Below are 22,139 nucleotides of genomic sequence, written 5' to 3'. Positions count from 1 at the left end.
CGCCCAATTTGGACGGCTTTTCCGTTTTTTTTATTGTGCAAAAATCGCATTGGAAACGAGTCTGAAAAGATAATCCGTATGATCACGGAAAGTTGGTTCGAGTCCGATTAATAATACATTTTCGTCCTTCACGATCACTGGTTTACCTTGAGCCCTTTCACTGCCTTTCCAATGTCCGGCCAGGAAGAAGTCACTGCTATTTTGATAGCTTGATAGAATGTCTGCACTTCCTGTGTTCGTGTACCATGTCGGTTGATAAACAAATCCAAGGTCTTCTGTCTGGTAACCAGCTGTGTAAGTAGAATCAGTGTGAGATAATTGGACGATTCCGTTGCTGTTGGAGCCGCCTGTTTCCACCTTCACATCACTTAATCCAAGCTTTGTCGTAGCCTGGGATGCACCGGCACCGATGGCAAGATATTGACCGCCATCCGCTACAAAACCTTTTACATTCGTTTTAAATGCTTCATATTGTGCTGCATCCTTCAATCCAAATTCCGAATTGGCCGCACTGTTTTGATAGGAAATGAGATTCGATCTCCCGTTATAAATAAACACATCTGTTGAACCAAGACCCTCTTCTGCTACCTGTCCGGGAGTCTTTTCTTCCACTGTGAAGCCGAGACGTTCAAGTGCCAACTTAGTTCCAGAGTGGGATTGAGCTTTATTCATTCCTCCATCTTTTAAGAGTGTCACATGCTGGGACGTGATTTCTTTCGCTCCAACAGGAACAGATTGGGAAGAAATAGTAACAGCAGAATCTTTCACCAGGTCGATCAGTTCAGCTCTGGCATCGGCACCTGCATACAGTATTCCATCTTCTCCTCTATGAAGAGTATGTCCGCTATTTAACAAATGATTGGCAATCGCAATCGATCTAGCAGAGGTATTCGGGATCGCATAAGGACCGTCCCCGACGATTTCTCCACTTTCATTCAGTGCCTTTAACTGTTTCGATTTTACATTCAGTTCAGTGTCACTGCTTACTTCCACTGCACCGAAGCCCCATAGTTCAGGCAGATTCCAGGCAGAGATATCGTACATACTTGGTGTGTCCTCGGTAATGTCTTCCCCGTCCCAAAGCATGGTGTTCGCAAGGCCAGCTTTTGCTTGATCCATCGGTACGATATACGTTCCTTTAGGATAAGTCACACCATCAAACGTGAAATCCTTCTGAGCTTCTTCTACGACAATGTCATTATCTTGAAGGTGCTGAACGGCTTTCACAGTAGCCGTTTGATCCTGCTCATCATTTGGTAGAATATAGGCAGATGGGAAATGACCTTCCTTATGGAACGGGTGGTCGAACTGTACACCGCGTTTAAAGACTTCGATCTGATCTTTAACCATATCCACTTTATTTTCGCTCGCATAACCCAGTGCACCCATCACGGCATCATATGTCCATTGAACCCCGTCCCAATCGTTGGTCGGCGCTTCAAGAGTGTATCCGTATGCCCCGTGGTACATAGCATACATTGGTGTGAAGATCGGCGGATAATCATCCCATCCGGCCGCATCATCACGTTGGGGTATATAAGTCCCTTCCATATTCTGATAATCTACTTTTGACGATTCCGTATGAGTATTATCATAGTTTCCTTTATTTGATACTATATTTGATTCCATTGCTTCCGCTTGATTCAATGCCCATTTCGAATACAGATCATATTCATAGTTTGGATTATGAGGCGGAGTACATGGCTCAATAAGACCTGGTTTGGTCGGTCCGCCGTAGCCTTTCACATAACCATGCAGATCAAGGAAAACCATTGGGTTCCATTCCGTGATCAGGTCAACCATATGCTCTGTTTCAGGCTGGGATTGAGTGATGAAATCACGGTTGAGGTCGATCCCATTTCCATTGAAACGTGTAGCATCAATACGCCCATCAGGGTTCGCTACCACATTGAAGATAAGGATATGATCGTCGAGGATTCCTTTTGTCTGCTCATCATCCTCTGTCGCAAAGCGTTCGATTAATTGCAGAGCTGCGTCTGTTCCAACAAATTCTGTTCCGTGAATGGATGCATTGATCATGACGGGAACCTTAAGATCAGGATGCTTATCGATAAAATCCTGTGCTTTTTCCGGCGACTTGATCATTTTCTTACGGAGACCTTTATAATGACCATACTTCCCTTTTGCTTTCGCATCCGATACAGTCACCACATACATATCATGACCGGCCGCTGACTTCACATCACTCTTCTCGACCGTCACACGGTTGCTTTCCTGTGCGATTTTATCAAGCTTACCTTGAATTTCAGAGTACTTCACAAAGTCATAGTGCTCACTATTAAATAAACTTTTCTCTTTCTCATCGAGTTGAGTGCTTTGAATCGTCGTTTGAGGAGATTCTGCTAGAACGTTGAATGGCGTGGTGGATAGTAGAGTAAAACTGGCAATTCCTGCAATAATCTTTTGCTTCATTTATGTACCTCCAAATTATGTAATAGTATAATGATAGAATAAATATTCATAACGGTACATAAATATTTCGCCCTATATTCTGTTGGGTATAATTTTCCTAGTTGAGACAAAAAGAGGGAGGCTTCCCATATTAGGAAACCTCCCTCCTTTATATATCAATACACCAAATCCACAAATTCATCCTTCGTCACATTCCCGAAATAGTGTTGAATATCAACGCCCTCTAAAGCCCCGGCAATATCTTTTCGTTCGTAGCGGGTACCTATTAGTTTTTCTTCAATGTCTTCTACATTCCCGACTCCGAAGAAATCACCGAAAATTTTACAGTTATCAATTTTCCCTTTGTTCACTTCGAGACGGACGTCAATGGATCCGACCGGGAAGCGGTGAGAATGTTGAAGATTGAATTTCGGTGATTTTCCGTAGTTCCAATCCCAGTTCTGATAGCGTTCTTTAGAAAGCTCATGAATGTTCTTCCAATCTTCTTCCGTCAGGACATATTCTTCTACGTCGCTTCCGTCGAAAATATAATCCAGAAGGGTTGATCTGAATTGTTCGATGGTCATTTTTTCTGAGAGGAATTCAGAAATGTTGGCCACGCGGCTTCGGATCGATTTGATCCCTTTTGATTCAATCTTGTCCTTTTTCACCCGTAGAGCTGATACGACGTTTTCCATTTCGGAATCGAACAGAAGTGTTCCGTGGCTGAACATCCGTCCCTTAGTGGAGAACTGGGCGTTACCGGAGATCTTTCTGCCTTCTGCGATAATATCGTTACGTCCGCTAAGCTCCGCCTTCACCCCCAGCTTATGAAGGGCTGTTACGACAGGCTCAGTGAATTTTTTGAAGTTGTGGAAGCTCTCTCCGTCATCTTTCGTGATAAAGCTGAAGTTCAGGTTTCCTAAATCGTGATAGACCGCTCCCCCGCCGGAAAGGCGGCGAACGACATGGAGACCTTGCTTCTCTACGTAGTCTGTATTAATCTCTTCGATCGTATTTTGGTTCTTCCCGATAATGATGGAAGGTTCATTTATATAGAATAATAAATAACTCTCATTAATATCTAAGTTCTTCAGTGCATATTCTTCAATAGCAAGATTGATCCTTGGATCCGTGATCCCTTTATTATCGATAAATAACATCATGTTTCCTCCTAAATATCTACTTTCATATCTTTTTTCGCTAACAGTACCTTGCCGTTATAGATGGTTTTCGCTTCTGTTACCAACTGCTCCAGTTCGCCGAAATGAGGTAAATGAGTCAGTATAAGCTTTCCGGCATTCGTTTTTTGAGCAAGATTCCCGGCGTCGAGACTCGTCATGTGACCAGCGTTCGAGGCATCCATCCCTCCATAGAAATTACATTCACAGAGCAGTACATCTGCATCTTTCCCAAACGGGACAAATGACTGTTTAAAAGCCGAGTCTGCTGTATAGAACAGCGATTTGCCGTCTGCTTCGATTCTCATGCCGTAGCACGGTACGGGATGCTCGGTCTTCACAAAAGTTACCTTGAAAGGGCCGATCGATAATGGTGTATCTTCCTTATATTCATGGGCTTTCATCAAATCTTTATATGTAATCGCATCGTACCCCCGTTGATCTTCTCTATGGGCATACACAGGTAATGTACCTTTATTTTTCCCCAGGAAGTATTGAATCAATAAAGCGTGTTGTAGTACACCTATATCTGCTACATGATCTGGATGATAGTGGGACAGAAGGACCGCGTCTAAATCTGTAGTCTGTACGTGATGTTGCAGATGGGATAGTACACCACTGCCACAGTCAATAAGCAGGTTAAAGCCATTATGTTCAAGTAAATACCCGGTGCTCGCTTCTCCTGCCTTCGGATAGCCGCCCCATTGTCCAATAACGGTTAGCTTCATTTTTTGAACCTCGCCCTTCACTTTAGTATGTACCCCTACTATACTTCATTGTGCCTATTTTTTCATTTTTTTCGCCTATTTTTGAATTAATCGTTGACGAAATACATACTGTTATAATACAATAAAATAAATTAACACATCAGTTATATAACACAAACAATTGATGGGTGAAAAAAATTACGGAGGGTGATGAACATGGTAAAAAATATTGTGGAGTTCTTTCGAAATTTGCCGCCTAAGTCTTGTGCACAATGTGGAGATACAATTGAAGAGCAGCATGAATGCTACGGCATTTATTGCGAAAAATGTACGACTGATTACGAATATTAAGAATTAAAGGGGTAATAAAAAGGATGCTCTTCACTTTGAAGTGCATCCTTTTTATGATTATTGTACTTCTACTGTTTGCATTGTGTGTTCGTGAATTTCCTCACCTTTGGTCACGTGAACCTGTACATTGTATGTGCCCTTATCCGGGAATGTATAGGAACATTTATACTTACCGGCTTCATCTTCAGTCAAGTCAACCCACTCATGCTTCTCTTGGCCCTCTTTATAAATTTCCAGACGTACTTCTGCTTTTTCCAGGGCCGCTTCTTCATTTTCCACATGAACGTTCATTTCCGCTTCTTCATTCATTTTAATTGTATCAGGCTTCATTAGATGGATGGAAACTGAACTTTCGTGATGACCGTGGTGACCGTCTTCGCTTTCCTCATCATGTTCCTCTTCCTCTACTTCGCCAATCGCAATTTCAGCTTTCGGCATGGTGTGCATATCACGGGCTGTTACATGGACCTGCACAGTATACATGCCGTCCTCTTCAAACTTCTTTTCAGCTTTATATACACCGTTCTTATCATGCTTTGCTTCAATTATTTCACTTTCTTCTTTATGACCATTTTTCCAAATCTCGTATTTCACTTCACCTGCGTCCTCGACGTTTTCATCACCTTGAGTGACTTTAGTCGTAAGAGAAACGGTTTCACCACTTTCTCCTTTTTCAGGCATGTCTAACTTTGCTTCAATCGCTTCCAATTTCTCATCTTCTTTGGCTCCGTTATCTTCATTTGAATTCCCGCAGGCAGCGATAAACAATGCAAGTATTCCTACCAGTACTAACAAACTTAGCTTCTTCATCCCAAACTCTCCTTTAAACATTCTTCTTTTTAAGTGTCTCACCATTATGTACTTCTCACCAATTAGTATACACTCTCATGCTTACGGATGGTTTGTCCATTTTATGAAGAAAAAAAGGGAAATGTGTGTGACATCTCCCTTTTTTTCCCTTAAGCTTCTACTGTTTTTGTATATTGTTTCTTGAACAGCCCTACAAAGAATACAGACGTCATTGCGATAAACACAACGAAGTATCCCAGCAGGATGAAGAGGTTCTGCCACATGAAGGCAAAGTCCCCGCTTGAAATGACTGCTTTGAATGCTGCCACTGAGTATGTCATTGGTAACAATCCACTGATTGGCTGCAGAGCAGTCGGGATTAATTCTAATGGGAATGTCCCTGCACTTGTAGTTAATTGCAGGATTAATATGATAATCGCTACAAAACGCCCCGGATCACCTAAAATCGTAACAAGCATTTGGATGAGGGCAAGGAATGTAAGACTCGTAATGATTGTAGAAAGTAAGAATAATGGTACACTTTCCACTTCAAGACCTAATCCCAACAGCAATATGCCAGCTGCAATCAATGATTGAATGATCCCGACGACTGTAAGAACAGTGAATTTACCCATGAACCAACTCATCCCGCTTGATGGACGATTTGCTGGTTCTTTCAATGGATACACAATTGAAATTAATAGTGCTCCGACAAATAATCCGAGAGATAAGAAATAAGGAGCAAAACCTGTTCCGTAGTTTGGAACATGATTGATTTTTTCATTTTTCACATCAACTGGACCAGCCATCATGTCGTACGTTTCTTCATCCGCTTTGACACTGTTTGCTTCTTTTGCTGCGTCTTTCAGCTTTGTTTCATATTCCGTTGTTCCATCTGATAGTTTGGTCGTTCCAGCTGCCAACTCTGTTGAACCGTCGGCAAGTTTCTTAGACCCGTCTGTTAATTGAGTAGAGCCATTGTATACTCTGTTAAGACCTGTGCTTAATTCATTTGCTCCTGAAGCAACACCTACTGTTCCTTGATATACTTCACCAAGCTTATCATTTAATAGGCCAAAGTTCTTCACAATTTCACCCTGACCTGCTTGTAGCTGGTTGGATCCTTCAGCGAGTCGGCCTGAGCCGGATACAAGCTGGTCGATTCCACCTTGTAGTTTCATTTGACCTTTATTTAATTCCCCGATTCCTCCAGCAAGAGAATCCGCCCCTTTTTGAAGCTCGGATGCACCCGTACTCAGTGCCCCGGTACCTGTTTGAAGACCGGTTGCCCCCTGCTTAATCTGATCGATTGCAGCCTGTAACTCATTCTGTTTTTCTTCTGGAAGGCTTCCCATAAATGGTGCCAGTTGTTCTTCAAGCTTTGTCGCCCCTGCTCCAATGGCTTGTGCCCCTGTTTTCGCACTATCCGCTCCACCCTGGAGAGCACCGATTTTTTCTGCCAGGTTTTGTGATCCTGCGTGCAGTTTAGCTGTATTGTCCACTGCGCTATTTAGACCTGCATCCACCTGCTCTAAACCTGCCTTACTTTTATCGATTCCAGTTGCAAGTGCATCAATCCCTGATTGGACATCCTTTGTTCCTTCATACAATTGTTGTGATTTATCATTTATAACGCCGACACCGTCGGATAATTCTTTAGAACCCTTTGCAAGTTCAGCGGCACCTGCCCGCGTTTTCGACACACCGTCATTCATCTCAACATTCTTTTCGGCTAAGACGGCTAAATTATCCTTTAACCTATTGGCACCTTGAGATAAATCGATGGCCCCATTATTGATTTCGGAAGCTTTGTCACTGGCTGTCTGGTAGCCGTCTCCCATTTCTTTGATTTTATCAAACATGGTCTCAGCGTATGTTTCAGATACAGACTTAGAAAGACTCGCTTTGATTTCTTTCATCGCCGTATCACCGATTTGGGCCGACAGGAAGTTAAAGCTTTCGTTCGGCACATATTTCAGAGAAAGTTTTTTAGGATTCTCTTCTAATAATGTTGTTCCGTTCTCGGAGAAATCCTCCGGGATCTCAACAAGCATGTAATAATCCTGCTTCTCTAAGTTTTTGTATCCTTCTTCTTTATCGATAAAATGAAAGTCAAATTGATCGCTATCCTTCAATTTATCTACAAGTTCATCCCCAATATGCAATTCCTTCCCATCAAACTCTGCTCCCTGATCGCTATTTACAACTGCCACAGGTAAGTCTGACAACTGTTCATATGGATCCCAAAATGCCCATAAGAACATACCACTGTACAAAACAGGGATGAAAAGAACGGCGAGAATGGGGATGAGAAGTTTCTTATTCTTGAAAATTGCTTTGAATTCTGAACCAATAAATGAATTCTTCATGTTTTTCCTCCTATTATATTTCTAAATTTGAATTATTGACCAATTAGTTCAAATAGTCATTTTGACGAAAAAATAAATGACTATTTCATCCATTTAGTCATTCAGTGCCAAAAAATGAAGGACTATCATTTCGATAACCCTTTAATTAAATAAAGTTCAAAGAGATTGGCGATTTCATCTTTATCAAGGGGACCATGCGCTCGTTCCCAATCGAAAATAAGTGAAACGTACATCTTCAACATAACAAAAGCGGTCATTTCAGGATTACATGGCTTAATCGCTTCTGAGGCAATCGCTTTTTCAATTCGTTGACTCAAGAATTCAATGACCACTTTCTCCATGCGATCAATGACTTCTGATACAGCAGGAGTTCCCATTTCCCTGGCTTCTTGATAAAGCTTGATGGTCAGCTTATGCTCTTTCCTGAATTCAAGCATGCGGAACAATGCACGATGAACATTTTCTGAGAAGGTTTCCTGCGGATCAATCACTTCTTCCGCTTCCCGTTTCATTTCAATGATTAACGATGATACAATTTCATCAAATAGTTCTTCCTTATTTTTAAAAAACGTATAAATCGTTCCTTTACCCACATTGGCTAATTTTGCCACTTGATCCATTGTCGTGGCTTTATACCCAAACAATGAAAATGAATTTGTTGCAGCCTCCAAAACCTGTTTCTTTCGATCGATCGCCATGAACACACCCCTCAATATGACCAATTGACCAAAATTGTAATTTAGTCATTTCATTAACATTAATAAATTTATCACATCACTTGCCATTACACAAGTGATTTTTTTCTTTTAGTATACCATTCATCCTTCATATAGAATAAGCCCTTCTGAATAGGCTATAAAGATAAGGTTTGTTTGGAGGTGTCTTATGAATATTTATGTTGTAAAAAGCGGGGATTCTCTTTGGTCGATCGCACAAAGATATGGTGTCGACATCAATCAAATTTCATACGGGAATCAATTGAAAAATCCCAATATTCTCGTGATTGGACAAAGTCTTCTCGTTCCGGAACCTTTAAAAGAATACATCGTGCAACCAGGAGACACTTTGTATAGCATTAGTCAAAAGTACAATATAAGCTTAAAAGAACTGATCGATTTCAATCAGATTTCTGATCCTGCCATGCTGTTCGTCGGCCAATTGATCGTAATACCTTCCTTTATTCATAGAGTAAAGTCAGGTGAATCTCTCTATACCATTTCCTATAACTATAAAGTTCCTTTGCAGGAAATATTAGATGCCAATTCTATTGCGAATCCTTCGCTCATTTATCCAAACCAGCAAATCAGGATTCCAAACACGAAACTCACGACGGAAATAAATTCTTATATTACCCGGACAGACAGTGAAGGAGTAGCAGAAGTGAACGGTTTGGGCAGCTATTTCACCTACCTGACGCCTTTTACCTACTCCATTACAAAAGACGGTTCGGTCACTGAGTTAAATGATAGTGCTCTAATTTCAGCCTCATATAACCAAAACGTTGATCCTTTACTGGTTCTCACGAATTTCACAGGCGGAAAATTCGACTCTGATCTTGTTGCCACCATCTTAAGAAGTGAAACTCTGCAAAACACCTTGATTTCATCCATCTTAAAGAAAATGGAGGCGAAGGGCTATAAAGGTTTAAATTTTGATTTCGAATATGTATATCCCGAAGACAGGGAAAATTATAATACTTTCTTAAGAAGAACCGTTGCAGCACTAAAACCTAAAGGATACTCTGTGTCGACGGCCCTTGCACCTAAAATTAAAGCAGATCAAAAAGGACTATTATATGAAGCCCATGACTATAAAGCCCACGGAGAAATTGTCGACTTTGTTGTCCTCATGACATATGAATGGGGATGGGCAGGGGGCAAACCATGGGCGATTGCCCCGATTAATGAAGTGAAGAAAGTACTTGATTATGCCGTCACCGTCATCCCGAGAAACAAAATCATGATGGGCGCTCCCCTCTACGGACGCGACTGGAAAGTTCCATGGGTCGACGGGACCTTGGCCAAAACGGTCTCCCCTCAAGGAGCACTTGATCTCGCAAGCAAATATGGTGTAAGGATTCAATACAACGACGTTTATCAATCCCCTTATTTCACCTATTGGGATGAAACCGGCCAAAAGCATGAAGTCTGGTTTGAAGACGCACGAAGCATGCTGGCCAAACAGAAAACAGTGGATGAGTATAGACTGAGAGGTTTAAGTTATTGGGTTTTGGGATCTGCATTTCCTCAGAATTGGATGCTGCAGCATTCCAGGTATCGGGTTGTGAAGTGAGTGGTGCACATCCTGCTGACTGCAGGATGTCTTTCTTTTGGTTCAGTTTGAAGAAAATCCGCCTGAATACCTTCCTCTTCGTTCTCGGAACCCCCTTAAATTCACAAAAGACCGCCAACCCTGGCGGTCTCCATAATCCTATTTCAGATATTCCATTACTTTCGATACAGCCTTTTCCCCCTGCTCGATACAATCAGGAATACTTACTCCTTCATAAGAGCTCCCTGCGATGAATAATCCAGGCAGACTTGCTTCAGCCTGTTCATACATGTCCTGGATCCGTTCCCGGTGGCCCACTGTATATTGAGGCATGGAGTTCTTATAACGGGACACGATTGTAAACTCAGGTTCACTCTCTATATCCATGACCTTGCTCAGATCTTCAAGGACAATCTGCTCAATTTCATCATCGGATAAATCGACGATGGTTTCGTCGCCGGATTTACCCAGGTAACATCGCAATAGGGCCTTTCCTTCAGGGGCAGTATGAGGCCATTTTTTATGGGTCCAGGTTCCCGCCGTCAAGGAATAGTCACTGTTTCTTGATACTAGGAATTCCGTACCGGCTATGTCTTTTTTAATGGCATCTTGTGAGAATCCCATTGCTACGGTTGCCACGGATGTAGCCGGCATTTCTTTTAAAAAGGTTAAGAAAGGATAAGTGGGAAGCATGGATTGTACTACATGATGAGGTGTGGTGACGATTACGCTGTCAGCTTCCAACTGTTCACCGTTTGTGAAGGTAATCGTATAAACATTGCTGGCTTCTTTTTCTATGTTGGTTACTTTCATGCTCTTGTATACCGTATTCGGGTTCATTCCCGCTTCCATGGCATCGATCAGAGATTGTAGCCCTCCTGTAAATGTCAGGAAGCTCCCTTTCTCATTCGAGTTTACAGATTGACCGCTCTTTTTGATACCTGCTATTAAACTACGATGCTTTTGTTCTAATTCATAGAGTTGCGGAAAGGTTGACATTAAGCTTAATTGATCGATATCCCCGGCAAAGATGCCTGTTAGGAGAGGTTCAATTAAATGGTCAACAACTTCATCCCCCATTCTTCGTCGAAAGAATTTACCCAATGACTGGTCTTCCATTTCCTGTGAACGGGGAAGAACGAAATCAGCGGCAGCCCTCATTTTACCGGTCAACGAAAACAGACTGGTCGTAATGAAAGGAGCGATTTGGGTTGGAATACCTACGATAGATCCCCCGGGTATAGGGTACAGCTCACCGCCCGCTATCACATAGGATGTGCCTTTACGGTTACGAATGAGCATGTTCTCGAGTCCCAGCTGTTCCGCTAAGCGGGAAACTTCTGGTTTGCTGGCTAAACATGAATCCGGTCCTTTTTCGATCACATAACCGTCCCTTTTCAAGGTTTGCACTTTTCCACCAAGTCGATGGGTTGCTTCCACAAGCTTCACTTCGATGGAAAGGTTTTTATCTTTTATTTCCTGCTGTAGGTAGTACGCAGTCGTTAACCCGGTGATCCCTCCACCTATGATTACGACTCTTTTATTTTGTTGTTCCAACACTTTCATCGCCTTCTTTAACAATATATCTTATTGAACAATAGAGAAGGACTAAAGCGGTGAGAGTGAACTCATATGCTTCAGTCCTTCCTTTGTTTCAGCCAAAAACGAGAAATTATTTAAGGTGTTTTAACACGACTTCTGCCATTGCATCGATGAATTCAGGTTTGGCATTCGGCATTTCCGGACGATAGTACGAAGCTCCAATATCATCTGTTACCACTTTACATTCATAATCGTTATCATATAGAACTTCAAGATGATCGGATACGAAGCCTACCGGCGTGTAGACGAATGTCTTGTATCCTTTTTCTTTATAAAGATCACGGGTTAAATCCTGAACGTCAGGGCCTAACCATGGATCAGGAGTGTTTCCTTCACTTTGCCAGCCTACTGCATATTCCTTCACGCCTGCGCCTTCTGCAATCATCTTCGCTGTTTCCTCTAATTGCATTGGATACGGATCGCCTGATTGCAGGATGCGTTCAGGCAGGCTGTGTGCAGATACGATCAGGACAGCATTGCTACGCTCTTCATCCGACATGCTTGCATAGGATTCCTTCACTCTGTCAATCCAATACTGAATGAATTTAGGTTCATCATACCAGCTTTCAACGGATGTAATGTGTGGTCCACCAAGCTTTTCTGCCGTTTCCTTCGCACGCCCATTGTAAGATTTAACACTGAACGTTGAAAAATGAGGGGCAAGTACAATCGAAACTGCTTCTTGAATGCCGTCTTTATGCATTTGTTCAACAGCATCTTCCACGAAAGGTTCGATATGCTTCAGACCCAGATACATTTTAAACTCAATGTCATCCTGAATGCTGTTTAAATGTTCTTCAAGACTCTTCGCTTGATCCAGGGTGATTTTTGCCAGTGGAGAAATCCCGCCAATGGCTTCATAACGTCCACGGAGGTCTTCCAGCAGTTCCGCTGAAGGAGCTCTTCCATGTCGGATATGAGTATAATAACGTTCCAAATCTTCTTCTTTATATGGAGTTCCATAGGCCATCACTAATAGACCCATTTTCTTCTTTGTCATACCATTTCACCTCGTTATCAGTATCATACATTCCATTATTGTGCCATGTTTCTTCATATGAATCCATGGTTACACATGTATGAATGTGCTCTACCTGGCACTGTATTCGTGTACGAAAGCTGCCAGACGCTTTAATGTGTCCGGATTAACTTGCGGGAATACCCCGTGTCCTAAGTTAAAGATGTGAGAAGGAAGCTCCATTCCTTGATCAAGGATCTCTTTGGCTCTTTCTTCGATCACTTCCCAAGGAGCCAACAGAATCGCAGGATCCAGATTCCCCATTACCGTTTTGGAAATGCCTCTTTCTCTTGCTTCATTAATCGGCAGACGCCAGTCCAATCCGACTACATCAAGAGGAAGGTCATGCCATTCATTCGCCAAGTGACTTGCACCAACACCAAACATGATCAATGGTACGTTCTCTTCCTTCAATTCTGTAAAGATCTTCTCCATGACCGGCTTAATGAATGTACGATAATCTTGAATATTCAATGCCCCGACCCAAGAGTCGAAAATTTGAAAAGCAGACGCCCCTGCTTTGATTTGAGCTTTCGCATAGGTCACTGTCATAGCTGCCAGTTTATCCATTAAAGCAAACCAGGCTTGTGGCTCCGCATACATGAACGCTTTTGTTTTATTATAGTTTTTCGATGGGCCGCCTTCAATCATGTAGCTTGCCATTGTAAAAGGTGCACCGGCAAAACCGATCAACGGCACGGACAGTTGCTCACCAGTCAATAATTTAATGGTATCCAATACGTAAGGAACATCATTTTCGGGATCGATTTCACCAAGCTTTTCAACATCCGCTGTCGTACGAATCGGGTTATCGATCACGGGGCCGATTCCTGATTTGATTTCTACATCCACTCCTATGGATGGAAGTGGTGACATAATGTCTTTATAAAGGATCGCTGCATCCACATCATATTGTTCAACCGGCAGCCTTGTCACATATGCGCAAAGCTCAGGTTGGTGTGTTATTTCAAACAGAGAATACTTCTCTTTGATTTTGCGGTATTCAGGTTGTGAACGCCCAGCTTGTCTCATATACCAAACCGGAGTATAGTCCGTCTTCTCTCCCCTTGCTGCTCGTAAAAATGTATCATTCATTTGTTTCATACCTTTGTTCGTCCACCTTTCTATGTAACTCCATTATTCCCATTGTATACTAATTTGAGTAGATTCTAAAATTGTACTATTTTCAATCGGTTCTTTCGTAAAGTTTGGTGATTTTAAAGAAGATAGTAGTAGTTGATTTCCGCTCCAGATGCTCGCTTTCCGCGGGGCGGGCGGTGAGCCTCCTCGGCTTCGCCTGCGGGGTCTCACCTGTCCCGCTTCTCCCGCAGGAGTCGAGCATCTTCCGCTCCAATCAACTTTCTCAGTATGAGGTTTTTTATAAAATCTAAATAAAAACACTAACTTTTTAGAAAGCAATCTCTTTTTAAGAGAGCCGTGGTCCATTTCCATTTGAGAACAAGAAATTCTAGTTTCTATTAGCTCGTTTTTGTCACCTTTCAACTCTGTCACAAAAAGTCTCATATTGATGGTGAGGGGAACTGCGTAGACTCCTGCGGAAGTACGGGCGTGCCGAGACCCCGTTCGGCTAAGCTGAGGAGGCTCGGCCGAACGCTAGCTGCAAGCGGAGCAGTTCCCCTCACCATCCAGCGCACGTTGATTGACAGAGCCCTCGACAGACCCTTTTCGAATAGAACCTTATAATATGACCGTACGAATTGTAACCCTTTTAAACTATAGACGTTTTAAAGAGAATTGTATAGTTATCAAGGGAAAATGTCATAAATTTGCCGATTTTCAAGTGAGAAGAAAAAATATCCAGAAATCATGTTACATGAGCAAAGGATTAGGGAAGAGTATAATAGAGATAACTAATTAATTGAGGTGATTTGGATGAAGGTGTTTATAACCACGGGAACCCACGAATTCCTGCAAAAATTAATGGATCGGCATACAGATGAAAAAATGATCTTAATGCAGGGGAAAGATGCCATGTTGCTTCATGAGACACATGGAGAAAGTGTCTTTGAGTCCCCACGGAAATATGAAATCGTCGATCAATCTGGTGAGCTTGAAAATAAAGGGTATGTAGTGTTCAATAATATTCCAGTTACAGATGAAGGCCGTCCGCTATTTGAGTACCGCTTTAAAAATCGGGCAGGATTGATTGAAGAAGTTCCTGGCTTTACGGCTATTCGGGTTCTTCGTCCTTTAGACACGGATACATATGTGATTATGACACTATGGGAAGACGAGAGAAACTTCATTGACTGGCAGGAGTCAGAACAATACAAAAAAGCACATGAAAAACGCGGAACGGAAGAAGGAATTGATAATAAGAAGGATATCTTTCCCCGCGCTTCCTATGTAAGTGAATATCATGTAACAGGCCAAGAGTAATACATAAGCTGCCCAATCCGAGGCAGCTTTTTATTTTCCTGGATGGCAGCTATTCACCGGTCCCTCAAACTTAACAATTACACTTAAAGTGTACATACATAATTACAAATTATTAACAGTATACTTTATCGTATTGGTCATAGATATTTACTTTGCATTTATTTTCAACATCCTATATGAAAGGAGTAGAGTACCGATGAGTCAAACGTGTTTGCTTCTGGTTGACTTTCAAAAGGCATTTAGTCATCCTTCATGGGGAAAGCGAAATAATCCTGGTATGGAAGAAAACGCCTTTCAGCTACTTCGCGCTTGGAGAGAGAAGTCATGGCCGGTCGTTCATGTACAGCATTCTTCCAATGATATGGAATCACACCTACATTCAAGCTGCTCAGGTTTCGATTTTATAGACGATTTCCGTCCTTCTCGAAACGAAAAGCAAATCATTAAGCACGTCAACAGCGCCTTTATCGATACCGATCTGGATTTATATTTAAAAAGGGAAAAGTTCACATCCCTTGTAATAATGGGCTTCACGACGAATCACTGTGTATCCACTACGGTTCGCATGGCTCAGAACTTAGGTTATGATGTGACTGTTCCATTTGATGCCACAGCATGCTTCGAAACGTATTCGTATGATGGTTCTTTATTTTCTGCTGAAATTGTTCACGGTCTGTCACTGGCTAATCTTCATCATGAATTCGCCACCATCTCTTCAACAGAATCCATACTCTCTTCACGATTCAAAATTAGTAAACCTGTTACTTTCTAAGTAACTTTTCTGTTCCAGCAAAAGGGGCTTAGTCAAGGGGAATGGAATCACTCCCCTTGACTAAGCCCCTTTGCGTTATCTGAAGGAAACTCTACCTATTCTTTCGAATCCTTACTGTACAGTATCCCATTTCGATTCGCATAAATCGCTGCCTGGGTACGATCGGCAACTGCAAGTTTGCTCAGGATATTACTTACATGAGTCTTAACGGTCTTAATCCCAATGAAAAGCTCTTCTGAAATTTCCTGGTTTGTCATTCCTTCTCCCAGGCATTTCAATACATCCATTTCTCTCGTCGTCAGCTCTTCATGAGGCAATATTTCCCGAGGGCGGAATCTGTTCATCATTTTATCCGCTACTTTGGAGGCGATGACGGACTCCCCCTTCATGGCTTTATAAACAGCCGATGTAACCTCTTCGGCACTAGCTGTCTTCAACAAATAACTATGAGCTCCTGCTTCTATGGCTGGAAATACTTTTTCATCATCATAAAAGCTTGTAAGTATAATGATTTTACAGTGGGGATGAAAGGTAAGGATTTTCTTGGTTGCCTCGATTCCATTCCCGTTCTCCATTAATAAATCCATCAGAATCACATCAGGCATATACAGCTTCGCAAGCTGAGACGCTTCATTACCGCTTTTCGCTTCCCCTAGAAATTCAATCCGATCCTCTGTCAGCAAATAGGTTTTTATCCCTAATCGAACCATTTCGTGATCATCTACAATCATCACCTTTACCTTATCCACCTGTTTTCCCCCTTTGGTTTAGACTGGAATCCGCAGGTCAATATACGTTCCTTCTTCCTCTTTGGAACGAATTTGAAACAATCCCCCGATTTCCTCGGCACGCTCTCTCATCGTCTGAAGTCCGTACGATGTCATCTTGTTTTCTCTCAAGTTAAAGCCTCTACCATTGTCACTTATGTACAGTGTGACATAACCGTCCTTCTTCTCCGTGACAATCTTCACTTTCGTTGCCTCTGAGTGACGCAGGATGTTGGAGAGGCTCTCCTGAATAATCCTAAACATATGGGTTTCGGTCCCCTTTGAAAGATTCTCGATCCCATCGAGGCTTGCTGCTATTTCAATCTGTGTTTTTTCCTTTAATTCTCTTATTAAAATGGTCAACGCTTCACAAAGACTTTCACCTTTTAAATCGATTGGCCGTAAATGAAGAAGAAGAGCCCTCATCTCCCCTTGCGCTTTCCCTGCAATTTCAGCCACTTGTGTTACAATCATCCCAACTTTTTCAGGATTTGTGTCAATGCTTTTTTGGGCGGCGGAAGAAAGCATGTTCAACGCGAATAATTGCTGACTGACTGAATCATGAAGATCCCGCGCAAGTCTTTGACGTTCTTCCATGACAGCTGCCTGGTGAGCCTGATCGGCAAGCTCTGATTTTTCATCAGCTAATCTCTGGAGTGATTTTACCTGTTCTTGAATGAACACAGCAAGCTGATTCAACTCATCCGATAATATCCCAAGCTCGTCGTGTTCGTATCTATTCACCCTTGCCGAAAACTTCCCGCTCCTCAGCAACGTTACAAAGGTCGAAATATCATCAATTCTTCTTTTAAATGTATACCCCGTCCGAAATCCGAAATAAATGCTTAATAATAGAAGAATGCCTGCAAGCCAAATGGTTAAATAGAGTGATACTTTAAGAGAAAAGCTTGGATTATCAGATAAGTACAGATAGACTTGCAAGGAAATAAAGAAAAGCAAGACAGCCATGGTGGACATCATGAAGAAGCTTTTAAAGATCCAATTGCGAATGTTTGAAGACTTTTCCACGTTCTAACCTCCTTTTATCTGATAAATCATCTCCAATCACACTCGACTGATTCGAATCGATCCAATTTTCACATTCACATTCAATTTGATTTTTTTGCTTGCAAGCTCGTATTCCGGGGAACGGTAATATAGCTCCGAACGTAGATCAGCGGAGTTCTGGTCGAATAAATTAATATCCCCCACCTGCACTTTCAAGGTGATCTCCACAGGGACGTTTTCTGGAATGATCATCTTTACATCACCTATCCAGCCCCTAATATCAATGGGCGTTTCCCCTTCAGGTATGAAGGCTTTACTAAAGTCAAAATAGTAATCTCCAATGGCATTGTTAAGATTCATTGATTCCAGCGGCCAGTTAGGCTCGGAAAAATGTATATCCCCTACAATGAACCCTTTGTTCATTTTATTCTTCTTTTGAAGGACTTTCTCCCCCAAATGCTGATTTTCAAAACCTATTTGAGATGTCTCCTCTTTATTTGGTGATTCATTGCTTATGCTAATCTTGATGGGTTTATTTCTTCCCACTCTATTAATGGCAACAGCAATAATAATGAGCGGCCATAGCTTCCACCAGCTTCCATAGTCAAAATCCACTACATCATATCCATCGAGTATAATGAGTCCCCCTAACACCAAACTGAATAGTCCAAACAGTAACTTCCCAAAGCTTCCCCTCAAAAAACTGTCTACCGTCCACTTCAAACCAAGGAGCAACAACAATATTGGAATAATATTGACAAATATCTGCGTTATTTCCAAGGAAATGACACCAATATTCAATAGTAATAACAACAATCCCATCCCCATCAACAAGAACGAGAAAAACCATTGTTTCCTTCCCTTATACCTCATATCAGCACCACCTTCACATCTTCTATTAATTTCGCTATGAATGAATAAATTCCTGTTACTACTTTTATTATAGATTGCTTTCTCTCGTGTATTGAGGAGCATCGGCATGATTCTGTCTCGGTCTCTAGACGGAAAAAATGTTTCTAACCTGTATCACACCTTTTCACGTTTTTCATAATCTATAGTACAGATCAGGGCATTTGCCTAAAGTTTGAGGAACGATTTAGAGGAGGTTTTTTCTGATGGGGATTGATTTAACAGCTCTTCATTGGATTTATCTAGCTTTCATAGGATTTATCATCCTATTCATGATTTTCCGGAAAGACACCACAATCGTATGTATACTGGGAATCTTCAGTATTGCACTGGTGGCAACAGGATCGTTAAGCGGATCGATTAGTAGTATATTTAATAGCTTTATCTTTGCCATTACGGAATTGTTATCTACCATTCTCGTGATTTCCATTATCGTAGCAATGAGTAAAGGACTGACTACTACCGGTATTAACGATGTCATGATACGTCCATTTACGAAGTTCATCCGGACACCGGCCCTTGCTTACTGGACAATCGGTCTTGTGATGATGTTTATATCCTGGTTTTTCTGGCCGTCGCCTGCAGTAGCCCTCCTGGGTGCCGTTTTAGTACCTGTTGCCTTACGAGTCGGATTACCCGCTCTTGGAATCGCCATGGCCATGAACCTGTTCGGTCACGGCATCGCCCTTTCCGGTGATTTTGTCATCCAGGCAGCTCCGAAGTTAACGGCCGACGCTGCAGGAATACCTGTATCAGATGTTATCTCTGCAAGTATCCCCCTTATTATTGTGATGGGCGCAGTCACAACTGTCACTGCTTTTCTTTTTCTTAAACGAGATATGAATAAAGGAATCCTCAAAGTGGATTCAAGCGCCATCGCATCTATTAGCAAGGATCAGGAGGAGTATCCCAGCCTGTTATCTACACGATGGAAACGAACAATTGCCATCCTTATCCCTATTTTATTTGCCCTGGATATTACCGCAATGGTTCTATTTGATCTACAAGGAGGAGATGCAACCGCCCTGATCGGTGGAACATCCATCATCATTCTTCTCTTGATTTCATTGGCTGCCTATAAAGGAAAGGGATTAGAGAAAACGACGAGCTTCATGATTGACGGCTTTCAGTTTGGATTTAAAGTGTTTGGTCCCGTGATTCCCATCGCTGCTTTCTTCTACTTGGGGGATTCAGGGTTCCAAACGATCATCGGCGACTTCCTTCCTTCATCGTCTCAAGGAATCGTCAATGACCTCGGGGCATCCCTTGCTGCCGTCGTACCCCTCTCTACAGCAGTCGGGGCGATCACCCTTACGACTGTGGGGGCGATCACGGGCCTCGACGGATCCGGTTTTTCCGGTATTTCCCTAGCCGGTTCCGTAGCCAATTTATTCGCAGACAGCATTGGGTCTGGTGTCGCAACCCTAACCGCCCTTGGGCAGGTCGCAGCCATCTGGGTCGGAGGTGGAACACTCGTCCCATGGGCCCTCATCCCGGCAGCCGCCATCTGTGGAGTCGATCCATTCGAACTCGCACGGCGTAACATGCTTCCTGTCGTCATCGGATTACTAGTAACCACGATTGTAGCGATGTTTTTGATTTAAATATAGCGAGGGACGGACCTTGTTTTAAGGTCCGTCCCTCTACTTTTCTTGTTTCGGCCTCTTCTCATAGAGAAAGATGCACAGTACGAAAAAGGAGTATCCCAGCAGGTATCCGGCTGCGACATCTGATGGATAGTGAGCCTGTTCCACTATTCTACTAAGTCCTGTCAGTATGGAAAGGATGATGCCCACTGCGTAGAGCGTTATTTTCACTCCTGTGGAAGAAATCTCTTTACTGATAAAATAAGCAATGACGAGTAAGAAGACCAGTCCCACCATGGCATGGCCGCTTGGAAAGCTGAACCCTGCCTCACCATGTGAAAATGGAGGTCTTTCCCTTTCCATTAAACCTTTGATTGCTTTATTCAGCACGTTACTTCCAGCCACCAGGACAACAACGGTAATGATTCCAACAAAGTCCTTCTTGACCCACCAAAGATATAAAATAAGGACGATGGATGCAATCCCAATCACTAATTCCGTACCGATTACGGAAAACAATTCTATAAAGTGAAGGTTGCTCATGTTGGACAAGAGATACTCATCACCTAAAATCACCATTTCATAAAAAACAAAATGTGCGATGGTCATAAACAGGACAAATGAGATAATGGCCGTTATGTATTGAAATTTCTTCATCATGATCCTCCTTGAATTTCACTCTAATTACCCACATCCCTCTCAATATTTAGTGTTATAATATTCGTAATATTCATCAAATATTAGGAGGTTGTGCACTTGCTGAATGAATTATATCAGAAATTAGAAGAACGTTGGGTAGAAATGGTAGAGATCAGAAGATTTCTCCATCAACATCCTGAATTATCCTTCCAAGAGAAAAACACAGCTGCATACATTGCTAATTACTACAAAAAAATCGGGATTCCCGTCCAGGAACAAGTCGGTGGCCATGGAGTAGTAGCAAGAATCGAGGGAGCTCTCCCGGGAAAAACAGTGGCCCTTCGTGCAGACTTCGACGCCCTTCCCATCCAGGATGAAAAGGATGTGGAATATCGCTCCATCGTTCCAGGCGTCATGCATGCTTGTGGCCATGATGGTCATACAGCAACCCTGTTAGTATTGGGTAAAACCCTCCATGAAATGCGCAGTAAGCTTTCAGGTACAGTGGTACTTATTCATCAGCATGCGGAAGAGTATGCACCAGGCGGAGCGAAACCCATGATTGAAGCGGGCTGCCTGGATGGAGTGGATGTTATTTTCGGAACTCATTTATGGTCAAGTGAACCTCTCGGAAAAATTCTATATCGAACAGGTCCGATTATGGCTGCTGCTGACAGATTTGAAATCGTCATCAAGGGATCCGGCGGGCACGGGGCACAACCTCATAAAACAAAAGATTCCATCGTGATCGGATCTCAAGTCGTTTCCGAGCTTCAACAAATTGTCAGCAGAAGAGTGAATCCGATTGACCCTGCCGTCGTGACAATCGGTTCGTTTATGGCAGATAACGCATTTAATGTAATTGCCGATTCCGCTAAACTCATCGGGACAGTCCGCACATTCAATCCTGAGGTCAGAGACTTTATAGAAGAAGAAATCGGACAGATCCTGAAAGGTGCATGCCTTTCTGCCCGTTGTGAGTATGAATATGTGTATGAACGCGGATATCCTGCTGTCGTGAATCACGCAGGGGAAACGGATCTGTTGGTTCAAAGTGTGGATACAGTCGATGAAGTTCATAGTGTGGAAGAAATTGAAATGCAAATGGGTGGGGAGGATTTCTCCCATTACTTAGAACATGTAAAGGGTACCTTCTTTTTCACGGGAGCCAAGCCGGAAAATGTTGAAGTTGCCTTCCCCCACCATCACCCCAAGTTTGATATTAACGAAAAGGCTCTACTGATTGCCGCCAAAACACTGGCGTCTGCTACCATTCAATTTCAAGAGAGGCATTCTGTCACAGAGACGCTAACAAAATAACTCATAAAAAAGGATCAGGTGCATATATGCCTGATCCT

19 protein-coding genes are annotated in these 22,139 nt (G+C 42.5%); 6 read left to right on the top strand and 13 right to left on the bottom strand.

The window, feature by feature from the left end:
* Positions 1 to 30: 30 nt before the first annotated feature.
* The 3 genes from ACQKFO_RS17465 to ACQKFO_RS17455 all read right to left on the bottom strand — a co-directional run bounded on the left by ACQKFO_RS17465 (position 31) and on the right by ACQKFO_RS17455 (position 4,321).
* Entirely contained in the window at positions 31 to 2,433 is a 2,403-nt protein-coding gene (locus ACQKFO_RS17465; protein WP_427600134.1) for a M14 family zinc carboxypeptidase, read from the bottom strand.
* A 155-nt stretch (positions 2,434 to 2,588) separates the two neighbouring features.
* Positions 2,589 to 3,575, bottom strand: a complete 987-nt coding sequence (locus tag ACQKFO_RS17460) for a lipoate--protein ligase (RefSeq protein WP_427600133.1) — start codon at positions 3,573 to 3,575, stop codon at positions 2,589 to 2,591.
* An 11-nt stretch (positions 3,576 to 3,586) separates the two neighbouring features.
* On the bottom strand, positions 3,587 to 4,321 hold the full coding sequence (locus tag ACQKFO_RS17455; RefSeq protein ID WP_427600132.1) for an MBL fold metallo-hydrolase: 735 nt from the start codon (positions 4,319 to 4,321) through the stop codon (positions 3,587 to 3,589).
* Positions 4,322 to 4,516: 195 nt separating this feature from the next.
* On the opposite strand from ACQKFO_RS17455, the gene yhfH reads away from it, so the two are divergent.
* Complete coding sequence (gene yhfH / locus ACQKFO_RS17450; protein ID WP_079533738.1) at positions 4,517 to 4,651, top strand: protein YhfH; 135 nt, start codon at positions 4,517 to 4,519, stop codon at positions 4,649 to 4,651.
* 57 nt (positions 4,652 to 4,708) lie between these two features.
* On the opposite strand, the gene ACQKFO_RS17445 is transcribed toward yhfH, so the two are convergent.
* The 3 genes from ACQKFO_RS17445 to ACQKFO_RS17435 all read right to left on the bottom strand — a co-directional run bounded on the left by ACQKFO_RS17445 (position 4,709) and on the right by ACQKFO_RS17435 (position 8,507).
* The gene (locus ACQKFO_RS17445) at positions 4,709 to 5,461 is read right to left on the bottom strand and encodes a FixH family protein (protein ID WP_427600131.1); all 753 of its coding nucleotides are present in this window, start codon (positions 5,459 to 5,461) and stop codon (positions 4,709 to 4,711) included.
* Between the two features lie 149 nt (positions 5,462 to 5,610).
* On the bottom strand, positions 5,611 to 7,809 hold the full coding sequence (locus ACQKFO_RS17440) for a YhgE/Pip family protein (protein ID WP_427600130.1): 2,199 nt from the start codon (positions 7,807 to 7,809) through the stop codon (positions 5,611 to 5,613).
* A gap of 125 nt (positions 7,810 to 7,934) precedes the next feature.
* Entirely contained in the window at positions 7,935 to 8,507 is a 573-nt protein-coding gene (locus ACQKFO_RS17435) for a TetR/AcrR family transcriptional regulator (protein WP_427600129.1), read from the bottom strand.
* Between the two features lie 187 nt (positions 8,508 to 8,694).
* On the opposite strand from ACQKFO_RS17435, the gene ACQKFO_RS17430 reads away from it, so the two are divergent.
* On the top strand, positions 8,695 to 10,101 hold the full coding sequence (locus ACQKFO_RS17430; RefSeq protein WP_427600128.1) for a LysM peptidoglycan-binding domain-containing protein: 1,407 nt from the start codon (positions 8,695 to 8,697) through the stop codon (positions 10,099 to 10,101).
* A gap of 138 nt (positions 10,102 to 10,239) precedes the next feature.
* Here ACQKFO_RS17430 and hemY read toward each other — a convergent pair whose 3' ends face one another.
* The 3 genes from hemY to hemE form a co-directional block, all read right to left on the bottom strand.
* Positions 10,240 to 11,637 carry a protoporphyrinogen oxidase gene (gene hemY, locus ACQKFO_RS17425; protein ID WP_427600300.1) on the bottom strand — a complete coding sequence of 466 codons (1,398 nt, stop codon included), beginning with the start codon at positions 11,635 to 11,637 and terminating at the stop codon, positions 10,240 to 10,242.
* Positions 11,638 to 11,752: 115 nt separating this feature from the next.
* Positions 11,753 to 12,682 carry a ferrochelatase gene (hemH, locus tag ACQKFO_RS17420; protein ID WP_427600127.1) on the bottom strand — a complete coding sequence of 310 codons (930 nt, stop codon included), beginning with the start codon at positions 12,680 to 12,682 and terminating at the stop codon, positions 11,753 to 11,755.
* Positions 12,683 to 12,772: 90 nt separating this feature from the next.
* Entirely contained in the window at positions 12,773 to 13,804 is a 1,032-nt protein-coding gene (gene hemE / locus ACQKFO_RS17415) for a uroporphyrinogen decarboxylase (protein WP_427600126.1), read from the bottom strand.
* 789 nt (positions 13,805 to 14,593) lie between these two features.
* Between hemE and ACQKFO_RS17410 the strand changes: the two genes are divergently transcribed.
* Positions 14,594 to 15,100, top strand: coding sequence for an antibiotic biosynthesis monooxygenase family protein (locus ACQKFO_RS17410; RefSeq protein WP_427600125.1), 507 nt, complete (start codon positions 14,594 to 14,596; stop codon positions 15,098 to 15,100).
* Positions 15,101 to 15,296: 196 nt separating this feature from the next.
* Positions 15,297 to 15,872, top strand: coding sequence for a cysteine hydrolase family protein (locus ACQKFO_RS17405; RefSeq protein ID WP_427600124.1), 576 nt, complete (start codon positions 15,297 to 15,299; stop codon positions 15,870 to 15,872).
* Between the two features lie 95 nt (positions 15,873 to 15,967).
* Here the strand turns inward: ACQKFO_RS17405 and ACQKFO_RS17400 are convergent, their stop codons facing one another.
* The 3 genes from ACQKFO_RS17400 to liaF are packed head-to-tail and all read right to left on the bottom strand — an operon-like array spanning position 15,968 to position 18,520.
* Positions 15,968 to 16,603 carry a response regulator transcription factor gene (locus tag ACQKFO_RS17400; RefSeq protein ID WP_427600299.1) on the bottom strand — a complete coding sequence of 212 codons (636 nt, stop codon included), beginning with the start codon at positions 16,601 to 16,603 and terminating at the stop codon, positions 15,968 to 15,970.
* A gap of 36 nt (positions 16,604 to 16,639) precedes the next feature.
* A complete protein-coding gene (locus ACQKFO_RS17395; RefSeq protein WP_427600123.1) occupies positions 16,640 to 17,668 on the bottom strand; it encodes a histidine kinase in 1,029 nt (342 codons plus the stop codon).
* A gap of 36 nt (positions 17,669 to 17,704) precedes the next feature.
* Entirely contained in the window at positions 17,705 to 18,520 is an 816-nt protein-coding gene (liaF, locus tag ACQKFO_RS17390; RefSeq protein ID WP_427600122.1) for a cell wall-active antibiotics response protein LiaF, read from the bottom strand.
* A gap of 242 nt (positions 18,521 to 18,762) precedes the next feature.
* Here liaF and ACQKFO_RS17385 point away from each other — a divergent pair, with 242 nt between their 5' ends.
* On the top strand, positions 18,763 to 20,160 hold the full coding sequence (locus ACQKFO_RS17385) for a hypothetical protein (RefSeq protein WP_427600121.1): 1,398 nt from the start codon (positions 18,763 to 18,765) through the stop codon (positions 20,158 to 20,160).
* Positions 20,161 to 20,199: 39 nt separating this feature from the next.
* Here ACQKFO_RS17385 and ACQKFO_RS17380 read toward each other — a convergent pair whose 3' ends face one another.
* Positions 20,200 to 20,799 carry a phosphatase PAP2 family protein gene (locus tag ACQKFO_RS17380; RefSeq protein ID WP_427600120.1) on the bottom strand — a complete coding sequence of 200 codons (600 nt, stop codon included), beginning with the start codon at positions 20,797 to 20,799 and terminating at the stop codon, positions 20,200 to 20,202.
* 99 nt (positions 20,800 to 20,898) lie between these two features.
* Between ACQKFO_RS17380 and ACQKFO_RS17375 the strand changes: the two genes are divergently transcribed.
* Positions 20,899 to 22,101 carry a M20 family metallopeptidase gene (locus ACQKFO_RS17375; protein WP_427600119.1) on the top strand — a complete coding sequence of 401 codons (1,203 nt, stop codon included), beginning with the start codon at positions 20,899 to 20,901 and terminating at the stop codon, positions 22,099 to 22,101.
* Positions 22,102 to 22,139: the final 38 nt, after the last annotated feature.

This window comes from Rossellomorea sp. NPDC071047, assembly GCF_050270195.1.
Lineage (GTDB): Bacteria > Bacillota > Bacilli > Bacillales > Bacillaceae_B > Rossellomorea.
The sequence above is the reverse complement of the archived record's forward strand: the minus strand, read 5'-3'. Positions and strand labels throughout refer to the sequence as shown.